Annotated in this window: 17 protein-coding genes; 13 read left to right on the top strand and 4 right to left on the bottom strand. The window is 63.3% G+C overall.

The features are described from left to right. The first annotated feature begins 22 nt into the window (after positions 1-22). Genes HH800_RS08065 through HH800_RS08040 form a run of 6 tightly spaced genes read left to right on the top strand, consistent with a single transcriptional unit; the run spans position 23 to position 8,154 of the window. On the top strand, positions 23-853 hold the full coding sequence (locus HH800_RS08065) for a type-F conjugative transfer system pilin assembly protein TrbC (RefSeq protein ID WP_246428390.1): 831 nt from the start codon (positions 23-25) through the stop codon (positions 851-853). Then, entirely contained in the window at positions 825-1,421 is a 597-nt protein-coding gene (locus tag HH800_RS08060; RefSeq protein WP_159365837.1) for a S26 family signal peptidase, read from the top strand. Before HH800_RS08065 ends, HH800_RS08060 begins: the two co-directional genes overlap by 29 nt. Then, positions 1,418-2,314, top strand: coding sequence for a conjugal transfer protein TraF (locus tag HH800_RS08055; protein ID WP_159365836.1), 897 nt, complete (start codon positions 1,418-1,420; stop codon positions 2,312-2,314). The genes HH800_RS08060 and HH800_RS08055 overlap by 4 nt, the downstream gene beginning before the upstream one ends. After that, entirely contained in the window at positions 2,311-2,916 is a 606-nt protein-coding gene (locus HH800_RS08050) for a hypothetical protein (RefSeq protein ID WP_159365835.1), read from the top strand. Before HH800_RS08055 ends, HH800_RS08050 begins: the two co-directional genes overlap by 4 nt. 46 nt (positions 2,917-2,962) lie before the next feature. Continuing rightward, positions 2,963-4,402, top strand: a complete 1,440-nt coding sequence (locus HH800_RS08045) for a conjugal transfer protein TraH (protein WP_159365834.1) — start codon at positions 2,963-2,965, stop codon at positions 4,400-4,402. 8 nt (positions 4,403-4,410) lie between these two features. Next, positions 4,411-8,154: a conjugal transfer protein TraG N-terminal domain-containing protein gene (locus tag HH800_RS08040; RefSeq protein WP_169860744.1), complete on the top strand. Its 3,744-nt coding sequence runs from the start codon at positions 4,411-4,413 to the stop codon at positions 8,152-8,154. Positions 8,155-8,156: 2 nt separating this feature from the next. Here HH800_RS08040 and HH800_RS08035 read toward each other — a convergent pair whose 3' ends face one another. Together HH800_RS08035 and HH800_RS08030 are read right to left on the bottom strand one after the other, a co-directional pair. Then, on the bottom strand, positions 8,157-8,549 hold the full coding sequence (locus HH800_RS08035; RefSeq protein ID WP_159365832.1) for a hypothetical protein: 393 nt from the start codon (positions 8,547-8,549) through the stop codon (positions 8,157-8,159). A 38-nt stretch (positions 8,550-8,587) separates the two neighbouring features. Then, positions 8,588-9,118: a hypothetical protein gene (locus tag HH800_RS08030; protein ID WP_159365831.1), complete on the bottom strand. Its 531-nt coding sequence runs from the start codon at positions 9,116-9,118 to the stop codon at positions 8,588-8,590. Between the two features lie 63 nt (positions 9,119-9,181). On the opposite strand from HH800_RS08030, the gene HH800_RS08025 reads away from it, so the two are divergent. Both HH800_RS08025 and HH800_RS08020 read left to right on the top strand, forming a co-directional pair. Continuing rightward, positions 9,182-9,538, top strand: a complete 357-nt coding sequence (locus tag HH800_RS08025) for a hypothetical protein (RefSeq protein WP_159365830.1) — start codon at positions 9,182-9,184, stop codon at positions 9,536-9,538. Between the two features lie 239 nt (positions 9,539-9,777). Continuing rightward, entirely contained in the window at positions 9,778-10,032 is a 255-nt protein-coding gene (locus HH800_RS08020; protein ID WP_159365829.1) for an acyl carrier protein, read from the top strand. Positions 10,033-10,515: 483 nt separating this feature from the next. Here the strand turns inward: HH800_RS08020 and HH800_RS08015 are convergent, their stop codons facing one another. Next, the gene (locus HH800_RS08015; RefSeq protein WP_169860743.1) at positions 10,516-10,971 is read right to left on the bottom strand and encodes a hypothetical protein; all 456 of its coding nucleotides are present in this window, start codon (positions 10,969-10,971) and stop codon (positions 10,516-10,518) included. Positions 10,972-11,152: 181 nt separating this feature from the next. Here HH800_RS08015 and HH800_RS08010 point away from each other — a divergent pair, with 181 nt between their 5' ends. The 5 genes from HH800_RS08010 to HH800_RS07990 all read left to right on the top strand — a co-directional run bounded on the left by HH800_RS08010 (position 11,153) and on the right by HH800_RS07990 (position 16,607). Next, on the top strand, positions 11,153-11,461 hold the full coding sequence (locus HH800_RS08010; RefSeq protein WP_159365827.1) for a PilZ domain-containing protein: 309 nt from the start codon (positions 11,153-11,155) through the stop codon (positions 11,459-11,461). 101 nt (positions 11,462-11,562) lie between these two features. Beyond that, the gene (locus HH800_RS08005; RefSeq protein ID WP_159365826.1) at positions 11,563-11,766 is read left to right on the top strand and encodes a hypothetical protein; all 204 of its coding nucleotides are present in this window, start codon (positions 11,563-11,565) and stop codon (positions 11,764-11,766) included. Between the two features lie 934 nt (positions 11,767-12,700). Further along, complete coding sequence (locus HH800_RS08000; RefSeq protein ID WP_159365825.1) at positions 12,701-13,666, top strand: Dyp-type peroxidase; 966 nt, start codon at positions 12,701-12,703, stop codon at positions 13,664-13,666. Between the two features lie 295 nt (positions 13,667-13,961). Further along, positions 13,962-15,446, top strand: a complete 1,485-nt coding sequence (locus HH800_RS07995) for an ISNCY family transposase (protein WP_037520338.1) — start codon at positions 13,962-13,964, stop codon at positions 15,444-15,446. Between the two features lie 243 nt (positions 15,447-15,689). Then, entirely contained in the window at positions 15,690-16,607 is a 918-nt protein-coding gene (locus HH800_RS07990; protein ID WP_159365822.1) for a GGDEF domain-containing protein, read from the top strand. Between the two features lie 75 nt (positions 16,608-16,682). Here the strand turns inward: HH800_RS07990 and cls are convergent, their stop codons facing one another. Then, positions 16,683-18,104 (bottom strand): cardiolipin synthase, encoded by a 1,422-nt coding sequence (gene cls / locus HH800_RS07985; protein WP_159365821.1) that lies wholly within the window; start codon positions 18,102-18,104, stop codon positions 16,683-16,685. Positions 18,105-18,154: the final 50 nt, after the last annotated feature.

Here is an 18,154-nt window from a genome sequence, read left to right as displayed (position 1 = left end):
CTACTTGGTCGGGTCCACCTGTTTGGCGACCGTCGCAGAGGCTAACGAGCCGCCGGTTGCGACTGAACAGGCACAGCACAAAAACGCCCGCACACGGATCGAGGACCATGGCGCGGACGCGATGGAGCGCGTAAAGCGCGCAGCCGGCAAGGCGAAGGACCGCACCATCCCCTCGCCCGTTCTGCCGACGAAGCCGGACACCGCCACGCAGCGGCGCGCTTTCGAAGGGCTTCGCCGCCGCAAGACGGATCCCGCCATGGTCAAACGCGCGGAAGGAGACGTCGCGGCCGCGCGCGAAGCGCTCGCCGCCGAGCGGGAAACGGCCGGTCGCCGGGTCGCGCAGGCGCTGGGACTCGAGCAGCCCGAAGCCGCGGCTCTGGCCGGCGTGGTCTCCGCTGGTGGTGAGACGCGCTGGGTGCCGGTGCTGTTCGTGTCGTCCACCATGCCGGTCGCGACGCTGCGGACTTATGCGGGCCAACTTGAGCGTGCCGGCGGCGTCATGGCGTTTCGGGGAATGCCAGGCGGGATGCGGAAGGTCGCGCCGATGGCGAAATTGTCGGCGGCGATCCTGCGCATCGATCCGGGCTGCGAAGGGCCCGGCTGCGCGATGCGTAACGTGCAGCTGATCGTCGATCCGCTGGTCTTCCGCCAGCATGGCGTCACCCGGGTGCCGGCACTGGCGATGGTCCCCGGCGATCCCACCCAGCCCTATTGCGAGCGCGACGAAGCGGCCCCGCGCGCGCCGCATCTCGTGTTCGGCGACGCGGCGCTTGACGGGCTGCTCGAGGAATATGGCCGCCTCGGCGGCGGAGAGGAGGTGCGGGATGCTCTCGCTCGCCTGGCGCGCCGGTAAGCGGCTCTGGCGCGAGGCCATGGATCTGCCGCTGCGCGCCGCCGTGGCGCTCGGCGCCAGTGGCCTTGGCCAGCCGGCGCGGCCCGAGCAGCTGTTCAAAGCCTACGGTATCGTCCTCCCGATCGGTCTCTTCGCCTGGTGGGCGATGCCGCACATGACGCTGGTGATGACCACGTCGATCGATGCCTGGGTGGTGCATCGCGCGCCCGGCCCGATCGGGCGCGGCGATCTCGTATCGTTCATGTTGTCAGACCCGGTGGCGGGTCCCAGACCGGTAAATGTCACCAAATATGCGCTTTGCATGCCGGGCGAGCCGATCGTCATGATCGAGAAGACCGTTCGCCTGGGCCAGCCCGGCAATGGCTGGTACTATTGCCACGGTCGCCTGATGGGCGTCAGCAAGCCGGTCGGCCGCGGCGGCAAGGCGCTGACGCACTGGCGCCCGGGCGTCACGCACATTCCCGATGGCATGATCTTCGTCGGCTCGAAACATCCCGATGGATATGACAGCCGCTATTACGGGCCGGTCGCGATCGATCGTCTGACGCGGATGGAGAAGCTGCTGTGAGGCGGCGGCTTGCCCTCGCCGCGGCCCTTTTTCTGCCCACCCAGGCAGCGCTGGCGCAGGCGGCCGGGCGTACCGGCCCGCAAAGTGGCAGCCGCGGCTACTGGTGGTATCAGGCGCCGCCCAAGGTCGAGAAGGCCAAGGAGGAGAAGCCCGATCCGGACGCGCTGGTAAAACCGGTGATCCCGCCAATGGCGGAACTGGCGACCTGGACGCCGCCGAAGATCCGCACGCTGATAGAACAGCAGCGCGACTATGCCGCGACCGTGCTTACCGTCGAGGCCGTATCGGATTTCTGGCGGCTGCAGGATTTCGCACGGCGCAAGGCCCGCGCTTTCGCAGGGGTCACCCAGCTCGCCATGCTCACACATCCCGAGCTCAATGCGAGGGCGGCGAACCCGATGGTCGGCGAGGCGCGCGATGTGCTCGGCGCGCAGAAGGACCAACTGCGCCGGCAGTATCTGCGCGCCAAGGCGGGAGAATTCGCGCTCGTCATGTTCGCGCGCGCGTCCTGCGGCTACTGCCGCGTGCAGTGGCCGATCGTCCAGCGTTTCCAGGACGAGATGGGCTGGCAGGTCAGCCTCATGGATCTCGACCGCAAGCCTGAGCTCGGGCAGCGTTTCGGGGTGGAGGTGACACCGACGACCATGGTCATCCGCCGGAACAGCGCCCAGCGCATGGTCATCGCCGCCGGCGTCGAGACTTACCCCAACATCGCGCAGATGGCCTACCAGGCGGTCCGGCTGCTCAGCGGCGATATCCGCCCCGAGCAGTGGCTGACCGCTGCGGGCGAGGAAGACGGCTTCTTCGATGCGCTCGCCAACGGTCCGGTCTCCTCGACCGATCCGCGCGTGATCGGCGGCGATCTCGTCGATGCACGGGAGCCGCGGCCATGAACTGCTTGGGGAGAGTTCGCCTCGGATACGCCCTGCTGATCACCGCAGGGCTTTGCGCGGCGAAGCCGGCTTCAGCGCAGCAGGCGGCGAACAGAGACATCGCCAGGCGGGCCGCCATTCACCCGGTATCGACGGCCGCCGACATGCGCCGGTGGCTATCGCGCGTGCCGGTGACGCGCGATTTTCCGCCCGACTTCGAGACCATGCTGCGTAGTCAGGCATCGCTCTATGTGATCGAGATGAGCACGGCGCCCGGATGCCTGCCCTGCGGCGATCTCTGGACGAAGCTTCTCGCATTCCGCGGCCGCTATGGCTGGCAGGTTCGTACCATCGGCGCCGAGGAGGCGATGCTGCGCTCGGGGCGCCTGGGGCTCCCCTGGGTCGGCAACCCGGTCGCGTGGGTTCGCGCGGCCACGGATTCGAACCGCATGGTCCCGATCGCGATCGGTACGGACCACGGACCCAACATCGCGCGCAATGCCTGGCTCGCGACCCGGATGCTGACCGGGGCGCGGACCACCGTCGGTGTGCGCGCCATGTCCAAATTCACCGGGATCGTCGGCGTGAGGGTGCCGGCCTCCTCCAACCCGAAGGGACGCTGATCATGGCGGGGCCGCGTCACCTTTCCACTTCACCGGGATGCCCGCCATGGAATGTAATCCACACCGTCTGAACCGTCGCGCTGCGGCCTTCCTGCTCTTCCTGGTGGTCGCATCGTGCGGCCACGCGGTTCCCGCCCATGCGCAGAGCTGGGCAGAAAGCTGGTTCGACAATGTCACCTACACCTCGCCGGGAAGCTTCGAGGACCAGACCCGCGGCTATGTGACCGCGGGCGGGATGTCGGGCCGGGTCGATGTCCATGACGACTATCTCATGAGCCTGACGCTCCCCAAGGTGAAGGCGGGCTGCGGCGGCATCGACATGTTCCTTGGCGGCATGTCGTTCCTCGATCCGGAATATCTCGTCGAAAAGCTGGAGACGATCCTCCAGGCGGCGCCGGCGGTCGCCTTCCAGTATCTCCTGGAAACCCTCGACGAGAAGATGGGGAATATCATCTCGAAGATGGAGGCAGCGACCAATTACCTGAACTCGATCCAGGTGAACGACTGCCGCCTCGCCAACCGCATGGTGCAGATCGCCAAGGGCGACGACAACATGTCGGGGATCCTCGAGGAGATGACCGGCTACAAGTCGATCCGCGAGGGCTATGCCAACAGCTGGCAGCAGAGCCGCGAGAAGCTCCAGGCGAACAAGGGCAATCCGACCGAAGACCTGAAGGACGCGCTCGAGAATTGCCCGGCGGAAGTGACCGAGATCTTCAAGACCGGCTCGCTCCTCGCGCATGCCGCCGCCCGGGTCGGCGCTTCGGACTGGGCGGGCGTCATGCGGGCCCGGGTCGGCGACGTCTACATGCGCTGGGATGCGAACGACAAGGCGCCGATCTTCTCGGCCATTCCCGCCTGCCCGCATCAGGACACCGAAAGCGCCGACGATTTCCTGACCGGGCGTGTACCGACCCGTGCGCTCAACGTTCCCGCCACCGCCGCGGATTGCTCGGTGAACGGCGCCGGTCGCGGCGCGCTGGTACTGGCGCGCGAGAAGATGGAATCGGTCGCCGCCAAGATCCGCACCCGCTCGGCGCTGACGAGCGAGGAGAAGCAGTTTGTCGCCAACGTGCGGACCCTGCCGGTCTATCGCCTGCTCGAATGGGGTGTTCGCCAGGGCCTTACCGACAGCGTCATCGCCGACACCGACGAACTGGTGGCGCTCACCCTCGCCTACCAGATGCTCAATGACCTGACCCGCTCGATCGACTTCGCCCTCCAGAACGCCGAGCGCGGCGTCACTACGGCGGGCGCGGCGGACTCGGCGAATACGAACGTGTGCCAGACGCGCATCCTCACCAAGGGCATCGAGCAGCTTCGCGAACTGCGTGACGAGGTGCTGCGCCAGCGCGCGCAGATGCGCCAGTCCTACATGGCCGCGATGAACCAGGCGAACCTCTCCGCCAGCTATGCCGGTGTCGTGCGCCAGCGTGACCGCGACGCCCGCGATGCCGCGGGCGCCAACGCCAATCGTAACCGGTGAGGCCCGCCATGCGCTCCTTTCTTCGCCTGCTGATCATCCTTGCCGGCTCGCTTGTCGCGACGCCCGCGCTGGCGATCGATTCCAGTTACTACACCTGGGACGGCTTTTCCGAGACGGTCGATGCCTTTCACCTGATCGCGATGATCTTCGGCGATCCGCGCTACGAGACGCTGGTGGTGATCATCGCGGTGACGGGCATCGCCTTCGGCGCGGTGATCGCCAGCATCCGGGGCTCGGGCATGGGGCTCGTCGCCTTCGGCTTCCAGATGCTGGTCGGCATCGGCCTGTTCGCCGGGATGATAGCCACGACCGGCACGGTCCATGTCTACGACCGGGTGCGCAACGCCTACCAGCCGGTCGGCGATGTCCCCAATCTCATCGTACTGGTCGCCGGCGTCACCAACCTGATGGAGCGGGCGCTTGCCGAGACGATCGACGACAACACCACCGATCCCAACGCCAAGCTCGAGTTCGGAGCGGGTGGTCACGCGTTCGACCTTTTCCTGAACGCGGTCTCTCCGCGAAGCCCGATGGTCGACACCTTCCTCGATGCGACGGTGAAGGACTATGTACGCCAGTGCTATCCGGTGGCGCGCGTCTCCCCGGCCTACGGCGTCGACGACGATCAGCTTTTCCGGACCTCCACCGATCTTCCCGCATCCTTCGCGGCAATGGCGGGCCCTGCGACCTTCTCGACGGTGTTCACGGCGAGCGACAAGGCGGGAACGACGGTGAGCTGCGAGGCGGCGTGGAGCCACATCTCCGAGCGCCTGTCGGATTCCACGCTGTTCGATGCCTACAGCGAACAGGTCTGCGCGCGCACCGGCTTCGATGTGACCCAGACGGCCCAGCGCGATCGCTGCCGCCAGCAGATCGACGGCCTGGGCGAGATGATGCTGGGCCAGTCGATGAGCCGGCAGAAGTTCCTCACCAACATCCTGCTCGGCCAGACCGTGGGCGACGCGCTGTTCGAGGATTCGCCAGCGGCCACCGCGCGGGTGATGGCCAACCGCGCGATCGAGTCCAACGGGCTTGCCACGCTCTCGACCGCCAACGAGTGGATGCCGACCATCCGCGCCTCGGTCTTCGCGATCATGCTGATGATGATGCCGATCGCGCTGCTGTTCATCCTGACGCCGATCAACCTCAGGGTCGCAAGCTTCGCGCTCGGCCTCTTCGTCTTCGTCGCGCTGTGGGGCGTGATCGATGCCGGCATCTACCAGCTCACCCTGGGACGGGCGATGGATGTTCTGGCCGAACTGCGCGCGACCAATGTCGCCGCCGACAGCTGGATTCTCGCGCCCTCGGCGGCGATGAAGGCGCTCGCCATCTTCGGCTCGTTCCGCACTGCTGCCGCTGGCCTGGCGGGCGCGTTCGTGTTCACGGTGTTCCGCTTCTCGGGCAACATGTTCACCGCCTTCACCTCAGGCATGCTCGGGGTTCAGGGCCAGGGCAGCATGGCAGCGGCGACGGTCGGGACCAGCGAGGGCTACGCCTCCGCACTTGAAGCGCAGGCGTCGGCGAGCGGGACGGCTGCACGGCGGTCGGCATCCTCCGGGTTCGGCGACTTCGGCGAGCGCAGCAGTTTCGGTCTCGACCGGGCATTCGCCTCCTCCGGCACCGTGCTCGGCGAACAGGGTGGCGGTGCAAGCGGGACAGCCGCGTTCGGGCTTGGCCGGACCGACGCCGCGCGCGAACTGGGTGGTCTCTCCCCTGCTCTCGCCGGGCGGGACCTCAGCGATCCGGCGACGGCCCGCGCCGTTCGCGCCAATGCCGCGACATCGGCCATCCATAACTTCGCCCAGGGCGATGCCTTGCGAAAGCTGGGCACGACGTATTTCGGGGAAGGCCAGTCGGGCGAACGGGCCTTTGCCGCCTTCGCGCAGAACATGGTGCAGTGGAAGGCGTTCGGCGACCAGCGCGCTTACGACATGATGCAGTCGGGCGCGCAGCGGCACTTTGAGCGCAGCGGCTATGACGCGAAGGACGCGGCGCTCAAGGCATCGACCGTGATCGCCCAGGCCGGGGCCGATCCGACCTTCGCCAAGCTGACCGCCAACGCCTTCGACCAGGAGCAGATGCTGCGCAACGACCTGACCGCGGCTGAGAAGCAGGTCGGCGCAATGGAGGGACGACGCGATTATGCGGGGAACCGGGTCGCCGCCATCGAGCGCGGCAATGTCGCGACCGAGCAGGCGCATCGCACCGGCGGCAACCAGGGCCAGCGCCAGGCAGCAGCCATGCTCGGGCTGTCCGTCACCGAGACCAGTCGGCGCATTGGCTTCATCAATGCCCTCTCGGGAGAAGCGCGTTCGACGGCGATCAGCCAGCTTTCCCGCGCGACCGGGCGGAGCGAAGCGCAGGTGCTGCGCGGACTGGAGAGCTACAATGCCGCCGTCCAGGTCGGGACCGCCGATGGTGCGAGCGCCGAGGCGGCGCGCGAGGGCACGAGTGTCTATGGGCGCACGCGCGAAGCCGCGGGCTACGACTTCGCCGAGCGATCGGGCAAGCTCGACGCCCAGCGCGAGATCGGGCCAGAGGGCGTGCGCGATAACGCGCAGATCGGCGAACAGCGGCGGCAGGCGGACAATGCGGGCTTTGCCGAAGGGGCGGCGGCGGCCGGTGTATCGGTGCGAGAAGCCGCGCGTCTCGATTCCTTCATCCGCGCGCTTGCCGGTACCGCCGGCAACCAGGTCGACATGGCCGAGGGCGGCGCGGAAGGCATCGCCGATCGCGCGCGCAACGAACGCCTGACCGGGATCGTCGAGCGGGAGCGTCTTACCCGCACCCAGGCGCTGCTGCGGGCGCATGGGGTCGAGATGTCGAAGCGCCAGATTGCCATGGACCAGAACGGGGATCTCAGCCTCAATCTGACGCCCGAACTCGCGGGGCAGATGTGGCGCGGTGGCCTTATCAACGAGAGCCAGCTTGGCGCCATCGCCGGCGGCGGGCATGCCAGGTTCAGCTTCGCGCACAACGACCTGCTCGTCTCCAGCAGCACCGGGTTCAGCCGGTCCGCGCGCAATGACACCAGCACCCGCTTCGAGGCCGGCAAACAGGCGGGCCCCGACACGATCGAGCATTTCCTCGGCAGTGGCCCGGAGGGTCAGGCTGCCATGGCCAACTGGCTGCGTGGCGGGTTCGAGATGGACCGGCGCGGCAACTGGCGGCTGAAGCCGCAGGTAGCCGATACGCTGGAACGCGACGTCACCGCGATCATCGCGCAGACGGGATGGCAACGGTCGTTGTCGCGGTCGGCTGAGCATTCCACAGCCGACAGCCAGAGTATCTCTGGCGATCTAACAGCTTCAACTTCGCGCGGAATTGGCTCGGGCAGCAAAGGCGGCGAGGAAAAAGGTGACGCCAAAGGTAGCGCTACAGGCTCGTTGACGGGCAAGTTGAGCGCCGACATTTCGGATCGAGGAATTGCGGCGGTCTCGGCCCGCTCTTCGATCGACATCGTGAACTATGATGTTCGGGAGGCAATCGCGTCCGCCGAGAAATCAGCCGCTCGCTCTAGTCGTCCAGAGGACGTTTTTACCCGTGAACTGGGCGAACGTGTGCTTGGCAATAACGGCCTGCGTAACCGGTATTTGAATCAGGCAGATGCTGGTCGCGGTACCGTCGATGTAACCGGTCCGATCACATCCATGGAGCAGTCGTCGATCCTCAGTTCGGGACGACTGATGTTCGATCGCGATAACGGGATGGCTGACGGGGATTCAAACTTCAAAGAGCGACGGGATCCATGATGTTAATCCTGGATCACTCCGATGTGTCGAAGATGAATTTCCCCCGATCGTGGATCGGACGGATCGGTGTAAGGGTCAAGGATCGGCCGTTGCGACGGCGGTCCCGGCGTAATCACCCATTCCCCGCACGCGACCTTGGCCTTCAGGAAGCCATATCCCAGGACCGCAACCACCGTGACCGGATTGAACACGAAGATCAGCAGGACCATCGTATTGGCCAAGGGAATGTTCCATTGGTCATACGGGAGGGTGATCATCAGTTCGAGGCCGATCCAGTAAAGCACAGCCAAGGCCAGATAGAGCTTGGCGTACCAAGGGCGCCAGAACCAGTCGGCGGCGCGCGGCGATGGTGGTGGTGCCTCTTCTGCCGGTTCTACGTGATTAACATCCTGCATGTGCAGAGCCTTTCCGAAGAGGAGAATAGCACAGGTTTTCACGACAGCGAAACCTGGCGCGGTGAGTTGAGGGAAAGGGTGAGGCGAACCATCACCGCCCTCACCTCACTTCCTCTCCCTCCTCCCCGCCGACACTCATCGATCGCTTTCCAGGCGAAAGTGCCGCTGCCGTCCGGGAGGTCACTGTGACGAAGGGCAAGCGGCGCGATCCAGACCCTTGCCCCGCTCTTTCGCCGCGGGCCGAGGCCGCTATCATGCGTCTGGCAGAGCTTCTTGGCCGCCAGATCGCGCGGGAACTGCATGAAGAGAAGAACCGACAGAGGGAACAGAAGGATGATCCGGGGAGACAGCCATAGTGATGGCAAGCCGCCATCAGGAGGCGGAGTTAGTCGGGTCTTCGGCAATTTCCTCGGAAGATGCGGATCGGATTTGGAGGCAGTGAAGCGGCGTTGAGCGCTGATTTCACCCGCTTCAGCGACGAATGGATCTGCGGTGTACTGACTCCCGACGCTATAAACAGTATGGGCGCGCTTCGCATATGATCCTCGCAGATGAGTGCCGTTTGGCATGGATGCCTCCCGGCGCGGCATATTGCCGGCGCGGATATGGTACGGATATTTTGAGTAGCTGAAGTGAAGGCAGTTCACGGCAACCTCGATGGCCCTCTCGCGCTCGACGAGGATATCGCTCTCTACGGCAGGGTTTCCGGGGGCGCGACAGTTCGCAGCGGAAAGCGATTCATCCTCCATGGCACGATCGCCGGCGATCTGCGGGTGGAGAAGGATGCCCGCGCCGTCGTGCGCGGAACCGTCGCCGGGCGCATCTATAACGACGGCGGACGGGTGGAACTGTTCGGCATGGCTGACGCCATCGCGAGCAGTTCACGCGATGGCGTCACCATCATCGATCCTGCTGCACACGTCCTGGGCGGCGGGAAACCTCGTTCGGCCGCCCCTCGGCGATCGGGAACGCGGCACTTGCCGCTATAACGGCAGCGCTTCTGAGGCAGGTTTCCGACTGATCCATTCCCATCGACGTTGGATTGGCGTGTCCGCGGCACGCTCTGCTGGTGAAGTAGCACGTCTGGCCTGCTGTTCCTCTCTTGACGAGCCGAGGCAGATGCAGCGACCATGCGGAGACAGGCCCTCGCTCCGGCGGCGTTTCTGCACCGATCGCTGTCAACGGTCCGGATATGATGGGGGCCCTGTATCATCAGGGGTTGGTCTGTATGAACGACGTCGCCGCACGGGTTACCAGCATCGTGATCGAACATATGGGCGTCTACGCCGATCAGGTCACGCCAGAAGCGAGGTTCATCGAGGATCTGGGCGGCGACAGTCTCGACGTGGTGGAACTGGTGATGGCATTCGAAGATGAATTCGGGGTGACGATTGTCGACGCCGATATCGACGCTATAATCACGGTGCAGGATGCGATCACTTACATCGAGACGGCCCAACAGGCGCGTCCGGGCAGCGCATAAGTCGAGGGCATTTCAGGTAACCGCATCATCACGCAAGTCCGGAACCAGTGGTGCTCTCATTTATCGCACAGTCTGATGCAAAATCTGCTGTTGCACCAGCTTCTGAACAAGCGCAGCCAATCCTTCGTCCTTTTGGGCATCCTCACCCGGACTTTCAAAGGCTGGCCCTGGCGGCCAGCTTCTTTTTCGTATGGTGTCTCACGACGTCGCGTTGAGAACCGGATTTCTGCGGTGGTGGTTAATGCCGTGTCGATAGCCCGTAGAAACGAGGCGAGAGCCCCCGTTTCTCCGTCCCGCGTCGATCTTGCAACATTGTAACGCGATTTGACGGCCTACGTGAGATATTCACCGGCAGCGACCCGAAGGACGCCGCCGGTGAGGTGGCGCTCATGACTGGAACCTTCCGGGCACTGCGTGGAAGGCTCAATTTTTGTCGCTTGATGACCGGGCACGCGGAGTAGAAGGCGGGATTTGGTAGCCCGCCTAGTTGGGCTCAGCCTCAGCGCCATTCTCTTCGTCGGCGAGGCGATGGAGATCCTGCTCGATGGTTTGCAGAATCGGGACGATAATTTCCTCGACGTCCTGATCGCGCAAAGCCTCACGAGCCAGTTGGAGCTTGACGATTGCCGCTTCGATATTGGGCGCCGGGAGGGATAGGAGGGTTTGGACCGCTGTCTCGTAGGGGACGGCGAAACTGGCGTCGGTTCGCTCCCATTTGCGTACCCTCGCACAGGCTTTGTCATAGTCTTCGGGAGTGAGATTAGGATCTGGACAGGGCGTGCTCGCCCGCCACTCGGTGAAGGCGTGGCGGGTCTTGCGAAATTGCTCTATTGCCGCGAGCCACGTCGGGACCATGTCGTCTCGCGATGTCATCCTCAAAATTCCCTGAACCAGTTGCAGGCCCGGCGCACTGTAATCGATTTGACTGGCCGCATACAAATCGGCCCTCTGAGGCAAACTTAACTCGTCGCCAGGCGACAACGGCGGGGCGGGGGGATCGGCGTCGCAAAACTGCGGAGTCAGCGGTGGATTTTACCGGAAATTAACCGGATTGCTGTTGCCTGAGGGCGCGGAAGGGCCTGGGTGCGGGTGCCGGTTCCGACCTCTGGAGCAGTATTCCATGATTGAAATGCGTCGCGGCAGACGCCACGATATTGCGCATTCCCTGACTGCCGACCACCGCCGCCTGGGTGAGTTGACGCTGGAGATCGTCAACATCTCCGATCAGGGCTTCATGTGCGCGAATGAAGTGGAGATCCAGCGCGGTGAAAGAATTGAGATCCGCCTGCCCGTCATCGGGCGTATCGAAGCCCATCTCGTCTGGGTTCATGGCGATCGCAGCGGCTTCCAGTTCGAACGCATCGTTCGGCCTGACGATTTTCGGGCGCTGCTGGCGGCCCTGAACGGGCGATCGGGGAAGCGAAGCTGATGGCAGGCCGGCTTGCGATTACGAATGCCGCGGCGTCCCCGCTATGCCTTTCCGACATGGCCCGTCTTTATCACCTGGAGACGCCGCGCTAGATCGACCCGATGGACTACCGCGTCAAACTCATGCCTCGTATCCATGTCCTCGATGCCACGGGACAGCCGGTTCCCGATGCCCATGTCATTGAAATCGCCTTTCCCGGCGCATCCATCCAGACGCCGCGCGGCTGTGTTGAAAGGATCACCGGCCAGGGCAGCGCCAGGATCATCGTCGGCGATATCCTTAGTGAGGGTGTGCCTCTGTGCTGAACGGTAATTCCAGTTGGTTTCGTCCTTCAGCCGTCACGCTTGCAGGCATGGTTGTCGAGAGCGCAGACAAGCGTTGTGAACTACCCTGGCGCGCCGTCCAGGGGATTAGCGCGGGACGCGTTCAGTTGGACAATGAGATATGGCACCTGGCTTTGGCGGTAGACATCGACAGGGAATGGAGCGCACGCCTTGTCATCGTCACTGAAGCGGATCGGATCTGGGCGAGGTTCACGCAGTTGCTGCCGCAGGTCTTTCCCTGCGTTCCGAGCGTGACGACGTGGGGACCGCAAGCGCTAACGACGCCGGAGCCGATTTCGCTGTATGATCGACCATCCCGGGATTCGCATTGGCTGGGTGCCGAAACGCGCTTTCAGTAGCGCGTCTGCTTGTTTCTCCAGCCAATTAGGCGCTTCAGCCTTGTCAACGACAAGACGATCAGATCTTGAGGTCAGCTTAATCACGACAAAGTCGACGGCATCGGAAAGAGCGCCTTGATGTCGCAATTGGGTGGGCGCGGGGTGTCGGCTGCCTGCTGGGGACATTGGGGATAAGCGGGCCGATGGCCTCAAGTGATCGCCCTTAATTTCTTACCCACTGGAGGGTTCTGATTGTGCAGCGTCGCGTCGGGTGGCGACTGATGCGCGGTTCCTAATCCCGGCCCTGTCACCCCGCCGATCACAGGTTATCGACGGCTTCATTCACCGGTTATCGACATATTTGCCTACTCCTGGCGCTTCACTTTTTCCGCGGTAAGAGGGCGCAGTCAGAGACCATGCCCTCTTGTCGATCCGGCTGAACGCACCTAGCGCCGTTTGATCCGGCCATCAGAAATGGCTCCGGAGACGATCAGCGGTGGCGGCCGCTGCACGAAATGCATAACCTTACCGCTGCGGCGCGGCATCGGCGCAGTCGGCAATGAGTGTCGGAGTGACGAATGGCAGGACAGACATGGGACCGGGTTCCGATCGACGCGCAAAGCATTGAGGCTCCCCTTTCGAGTTCCGCGGTTTTTCTGGTGCTCTGCATCGCCGATGGCCCCTCTCCTCTCAGCACCGTCCGATCGGTCCTCGACGGTCTCGATGACCTCATCAAGACAGTAGGTTTCCGTGACCTTGGAGCGAAGCTGTCGTGCATCGTCGGGATCGGCGCGAACCTGTGGGACCGTCTTGATCCGTCGAAAAGGCCTGCCGAACTGAAGCCGTTCGCGGCCATCACGGGCCCCACGCACAATGCGCCGTCTACGCCCGGAGACATGCTGTTTCACATCCGCGCCGAACGCGCCGATTTCTGTTTCGAACTCGAGAAGCTGTTGCTGACCACGCTCGGCGATGCTGTCCGCGTCGTCGACGAGGTTTCAGGCTTTCGCTATTTCGATGCGCGTGACCTTCTCGGCTTCGTGGACGGTACCGCGAACCCGGCGGGCCGCGACATCCCGACCTCGGCGCTTGTCGGCGATGAGGATGGCGACTTTGCCGGCGGCAGCTACGTCGTGGTGCAGAAATACCTTCACGACCTCGCGGCCTGGAATGCCGTCGATACGGCAAAGCAGGAAGCAATCATAGGTCGCACCAAGGTCGATAATATCGAGATCGACGACGATGCAGCCCCGCGAAAATCCCACAAGTCGCTGGCAACGATCGTCGATGCCGATGGGACCGAGCATGATATACTGCGCGATAACATGCCCTTCGGCAGCCCCGGCCGCGGCGAGTACGGAACCTATTTTATCGGATATTCCCGCCATCTGTGGGTCGTTGAGAGCATGCTGCAGCGCATGTTCGTCGGCGAGCCTGCCGGCGCCTACGACCGCCTGCTCGATTTCTCCACCGCCCACACCGGCACCACGTTCTTCGCACCATCGCGAGCCACGATGGCTAAGCTGGCCCAGGAGCCAAGCTGAAGTCCTACGCCGTATCTATTCCCGTGCCTGCCGGGTTCTGATTTGACGCATTATTATTCTGGGCGGACGGAGTTTTTAACCAATCGGCTCTATCATAGGCCGGAAATGGCGATGATGGGCCCTCAACATTGTGGCCCGCACCAGAGTTGAACTGGCGCCTCGCCTCCACGGCGGGCACTATGTGTAGCGCGTCGATTACGGAGTCCGGCGCATTGCCTCAATAGAATTGTTCCCCAAGGCATAGTCGTTGCCTCATCAAGAATGCTCCCGAAGATATTGATTGTGGAGCAGACAAATGAGGAGGGTCAGCATGATGACGCGCGACGACATGATTGCAGCAACTGGCGAGCGGTATCGAAAAGGCGATCGCGCGAATCGAGGGAAGATCCTCGATGTATTCACGGCCATTACAGGCTTTCACCGCAAGCATGCGGCCCGGATCCTGCGCGCTACAGGGCGGCGTGAGCGGGGCGCGCCAAGACCGGAGATGCGTCTCTACAACGACGAGATGGACGGCGCGCTGGTGACGCTGTGGGAGGCCTCTGACCGGGTCTGTGGAAAGCGGTTACACGCAATGCTGCCGCTGCTTGTCGAGGCCATGGAGCGCCACGGACATATGACCCTGCTACCAGCCATTCGGGCTGGGATCCTTACCATGAGTGCGGCGACAATCGATCGCCGTCTGGCGCCGTTCCGCGAAGGGGCCAAGCGGCGGCGACGGGCACCACCGTCGGCGGCCGTGAAGGCAGCGGTCCCGGTCCGCACCTTTGCAGACTGGGGTGACCCGTCACCGGGGTTCTTTGAGGCCGATCTAGTGGCCCATTCGGGTCCGTCCGCAGATGGAAGATTTGTCCAGACCCTGACTCTCACGGACATTGCCAGCGGGTGGACCGAAACGATGCCGATTCCGTTTCGCGAGCAAGAGTATCTGGTGCAGGCACTGACCAAGCTGCAGCGATCACTTCCGATGCCGATCCTTGGGCTGGATACTGACAACGACACGGTCTTTATGAACGAAACTATTCAGGCTTGGTGTGCAGTTCATAATATAACCTTTACCCGTTCTCGCCCGTATCACAAAAATGACCAAGCGTGGGTAGAGCAGAAGAACGGATCCGTGGTCAGAAAGCTGGTTGGATATCGTCGATATGAAGGGCTCGAAGCCCTCCAAATTCTTGAAAATCTCTACGCCGCTTCGCGCCTGTTTGTAAACTTGCTTCAACCATCCTTCAAACTGATCTCAAAGGAACGTCATGGCGCCAAGGTTATCAAACGCTACGATAAGCCGGTCACGCCCTGTCAGCGTCTCCTTGCAGATGCCCGAGTCAGCAATGCTATCAAGACACAGTTGTCGACCATGCAGGCGAGCCTGGATCCCATCGACCTGCTCGCACGCATGCGTCATTGTCAGCAGCAACTGCTCAATCTTTCACAGGATGAGCAGGTTGAGGGGGCAATCCAGCCGGACGCGCGGCTTGGGGACTTTCTGGCGAGCCTCAAGGATGCTTGGCATTCCGGCACCCTGGAGGAACCGGCGCGTCCACAGCGTACTTGGAGGACCCGCGTCGATCCCTTCGCGGCGACGGCAACCGAGGTGACCGCCCTGTTCGAAAGCGCCATGGGGCAAACGTCTCGTGATTTGTTTGAACAGCTTTGCGCGGACCACCCCGGCCTGTACCTCCCAGGCCAGTTGAGGACTTTCGAACGACAGCGCAAACGGTGGCGAGCAGCGAAAGCCGACGCACTGATCCTCGGGGCTGCCGCAGTGGCGGCTGAATAGTGGCGCGAACGGCGCTCCATCCATTGCCTGTTCGCGCGCCGCTTCGCTACGCTCCGCAACCCGCGAACAGGCAATGGATGGAAAGATCTGGCCCAATCGGCTATGGGAACCATTCTGATGAGGCAACGGCAAACGCCTCGGGAACATCTTTGCTTGAGGCAACACGACCGGCCACCGTAGTTGTCGCCGCGCACGCTATGTCCGACATGCAAAGAAAATAAGTGGTGAGGTCAGGTGTGACGCATGGAGAGACTTACCCCTAGCGGCTGGGTGGCCGAAAGCCTGTATTTTCTGCCGCGCAGGCTTGCCTGGTTCGCCATCGTCGTCATCATCTCGGGTATAGCCTGGGCTGACTTCAGTTTTCCCTATGTCGGGATGGGGCCGTTCTACCTCCTCCTCATCTGCGGGGCAGCCTGGTCTCTGGGCGGTACAGCCAGCTTCATCATCGCTATCGTTGTGGCGGTTCTCACAACCATGCCGGCGGTCTTGCAGGAGGCGGAACTGACCTCGGGCATATTGGCGGTGAAGCTTTGCATGCGCCTGGTCTGCTTCGGGACCGTCGCGATCGTGATCAACAGTTTCCGGCGCTCCTTCCAACGGGAACGCTATCGCGCCCGTCGGGATACGATGACGGGGGCGCTCAACCATCAGGTCTTTTATTGCCGCGCCGGCAAGAGGATCGAGGCGGCCGGTCGCAGCAACGCCCCCCTCCTGCTCGTCATTCTGGACCTGGACGATTTCAAGGCGATCAACAGCACACACGGACACGGCGCCGGCGACGCCGTACTGCGCACCTTCGCCGACAGCCTGTCCGCGATCGTGCGCCGCGAGGATCTGGTAGGACGGCTGGGCGGCGATGAGTTCGGTCTCCTTCTGGACGTGCCGTCCGTAGCCGAAGGACAAGGCTTCGCGCGCAGCATTCACTTGCGGTTGTCGAGCCTGCTCGCGCAGGGGCAGTATCCGCTGACCTGCAGCATGGGCGCCCTCCTCATCCCACCTGCAGCATCTCGCAATCTCGCCGAATTGATGCATGCGGCCGACCTCGCGATGTATCAGGCCAAGCACGCGGGCAAGAATAGCGTGCGGATCGTCCGCGCCGATAAACCAATCGACAATTCCGCTTCAGGAATCCGAGTATCTCGGCGTCATCGCACGGTCTGAGGCTGGAGACGGCACCAGCGTCGTGCCCCGTGCGGCATTCAAACGGCGTCACCCTTGCCGCAACAGATCAAACGATCAGAATACGGCTGCGACCATCGTCAGGATGTTGTCAACGAACCGGCGTGGCATGGACCGGGCGGCAATGTCGTCGTGATCGATCTCGTTCGAACTCGCCATCCATTTGCGTTGATGCTCGCCGACCTGTCCTGCCAGTTCCAGCGAAGCAAACAGGACGTTGTTCTCGAAATTGAGATCGAGACTGCGCCGATCCATGTTAGCGGAGCCAACCAGCCCAAGCGAACCGTCAACCACAAGCGTCTTGGCATGCAGCAGGCCGCCTCGAAACTCGAAGATGCGCACGCCCGCCGCCGCAAGCGTGGGGTAATAGGCACGGCCGATCGCGCCGACAATCCGGCTGTCATTGCGCCGGGGAAAGACGATGCGGATCTCGACACCCCGGCGGGCCGCAGCGACAATCGCAGCTAGTAATGGCGGGTCAGGCGCGAAGTATGGGGTCGTGATCGTCACGCTTTCCTGCGCTGATGCGAGGACCGCCACGAAGATATCGGTCATCGTTCCACGAGGCGACAAGGGCCCCGTGCCCACCGCGAGGGCCGGAAAGCCCCCCTCTCGCGGCTGCGGCGCCCCCATGCTCAACGCCTCGCGAAGATCCTCGCCCGTTTCTGTTGTCCAGGCAGCGGCAAAGATCAGTTCGGCCTGACGCGCTACCGGCCCTTCATAGCGGATCAGGATATCGACCCAGGGGGCGAACTTGCGCTTGGGAAGAAAGGCCGGGTCGGCGCAGTTCTGGCTGCCGCACCATGTGATCCAGCCATCGACCACCACGATCTTCCGGTGATTGCGCAGATCGACACGGTGCCCGACCAGGAAGCCGAGGCCCAGCGGGGCTTTCAGCGAGACGCAAAGTTTTGCACCGGCTTCGCGCATCCGCATCCAGTCGTGTGATCTGACCATCGCGCGCGAGCCGACGGCATCGGCAACGATGCGGCATTTCACGCCGCGGCGGGCGGCCCGGCAGATCGCCTCGACCACCTTTGTGCCGTTGTGATCATTCAGCCAGATGTAGAAGGACAGATGCACTGTCTGGCGGGCGGCATCGATATCAGCAACGATCGTCTCGATTGCGCCGTCCGAGTCCGTCGCGACCGAAGCGGTGTTTCCTGTGGCTAGCAGCCAATGGCTTGCCGCCTCGCAGGTCCGAAAGGCGTTGGCGGCGGCGGTTGGGTCATTCGGCGCGCCGGCGTGATCCGGAGCAAAAGGCAGCAGTTCCTTGTAGGCTCGCCGCGCGCGCTCGCGAAAAGCGGTAGAGATCCACGGTTCGCCGAAGAAGAGGTACAGGATCGTTCCGATTCCCGGTAGGCCGATCAACAGAAGCAGCCAGGCCGTTCGTGCCAGCGGTTCGCGTCCCTCGAGCAGGATTGCTCGAACAATGACCGCGACATGGATTGCCGCTAGCAGGATGGCAAATGCGATCATGGCGCTACGCTAGGATGCCTCCGGCTTCAGCCACGATGCCTGCCGCGCGC

It is taken from the genome of Sphingobium yanoikuyae, from assembly GCF_013001025.1.
GTDB lineage: Bacteria > Pseudomonadota > Alphaproteobacteria > Sphingomonadales > Sphingomonadaceae > Sphingobium > Sphingobium yanoikuyae_A.
The sequence above is the reverse complement of the archived record's forward strand: the minus strand, read 5'-3'. Positions and strand labels throughout refer to the sequence as shown.

What these genes read in the sequence shown, in the direction of transcription:
- HH800_RS08035 (WP_159365832.1), bottom strand. Translation starts at nt 8,549, where the DNA reads ATGCAGGATGTTAATCACGTAGAACCGGCAGAAGAGGCACCACCACCA.
- HH800_RS08045 (WP_159365834.1), top strand. Translation starts at nt 2,963, where the DNA reads ATGGAATGTAATCCACACCGTCTGAACCGTCGCGCTGCGGCCTTCCTG.
- HH800_RS07990 (WP_159365822.1), top strand. Translation starts at nt 15,690, where the DNA reads ATGGAGAGACTTACCCCTAGCGGCTGGGTGGCCGAAAGCCTGTATTTT.
- HH800_RS08050 (WP_159365835.1), top strand. Translation starts at nt 2,311, where the DNA reads ATGAACTGCTTGGGGAGAGTTCGCCTCGGATACGCCCTGCTGATCACC.
- HH800_RS08000 (WP_159365825.1), top strand. Translation starts at nt 12,701, where the DNA reads ATGGCAGGACAGACATGGGACCGGGTTCCGATCGACGCGCAAAGCATT.
- HH800_RS08020 (WP_159365829.1), top strand. Translation starts at nt 9,778, where the DNA reads ATGAACGACGTCGCCGCACGGGTTACCAGCATCGTGATCGAACATATG.
- cls (WP_159365821.1), bottom strand. Translation starts at nt 18,104, where the DNA reads ATGATCGCATTTGCCATCCTGCTAGCGGCAATCCATGTCGCGGTCATT.
- HH800_RS08030 (WP_159365831.1), bottom strand. Translation starts at nt 9,118, where the DNA reads ATGCCAAACGGCACTCATCTGCGAGGATCATATGCGAAGCGCGCCCAT.
- HH800_RS08010 (WP_159365827.1), top strand. Translation starts at nt 11,153, where the DNA reads ATGATTGAAATGCGTCGCGGCAGACGCCACGATATTGCGCATTCCCTG.
- HH800_RS08040 (WP_169860744.1), top strand. Translation starts at nt 4,411, where the DNA reads ATGCGCTCCTTTCTTCGCCTGCTGATCATCCTTGCCGGCTCGCTTGTC.
- HH800_RS08005 (WP_159365826.1), top strand. Translation starts at nt 11,563, where the DNA reads ATGGACTACCGCGTCAAACTCATGCCTCGTATCCATGTCCTCGATGCC.
- HH800_RS08060 (WP_159365837.1), top strand. Translation starts at nt 825, where the DNA reads ATGCTCTCGCTCGCCTGGCGCGCCGGTAAGCGGCTCTGGCGCGAGGCC.
- HH800_RS07995 (WP_037520338.1), top strand. Translation starts at nt 13,962, where the DNA reads ATGAGGAGGGTCAGCATGATGACGCGCGACGACATGATTGCAGCAACT.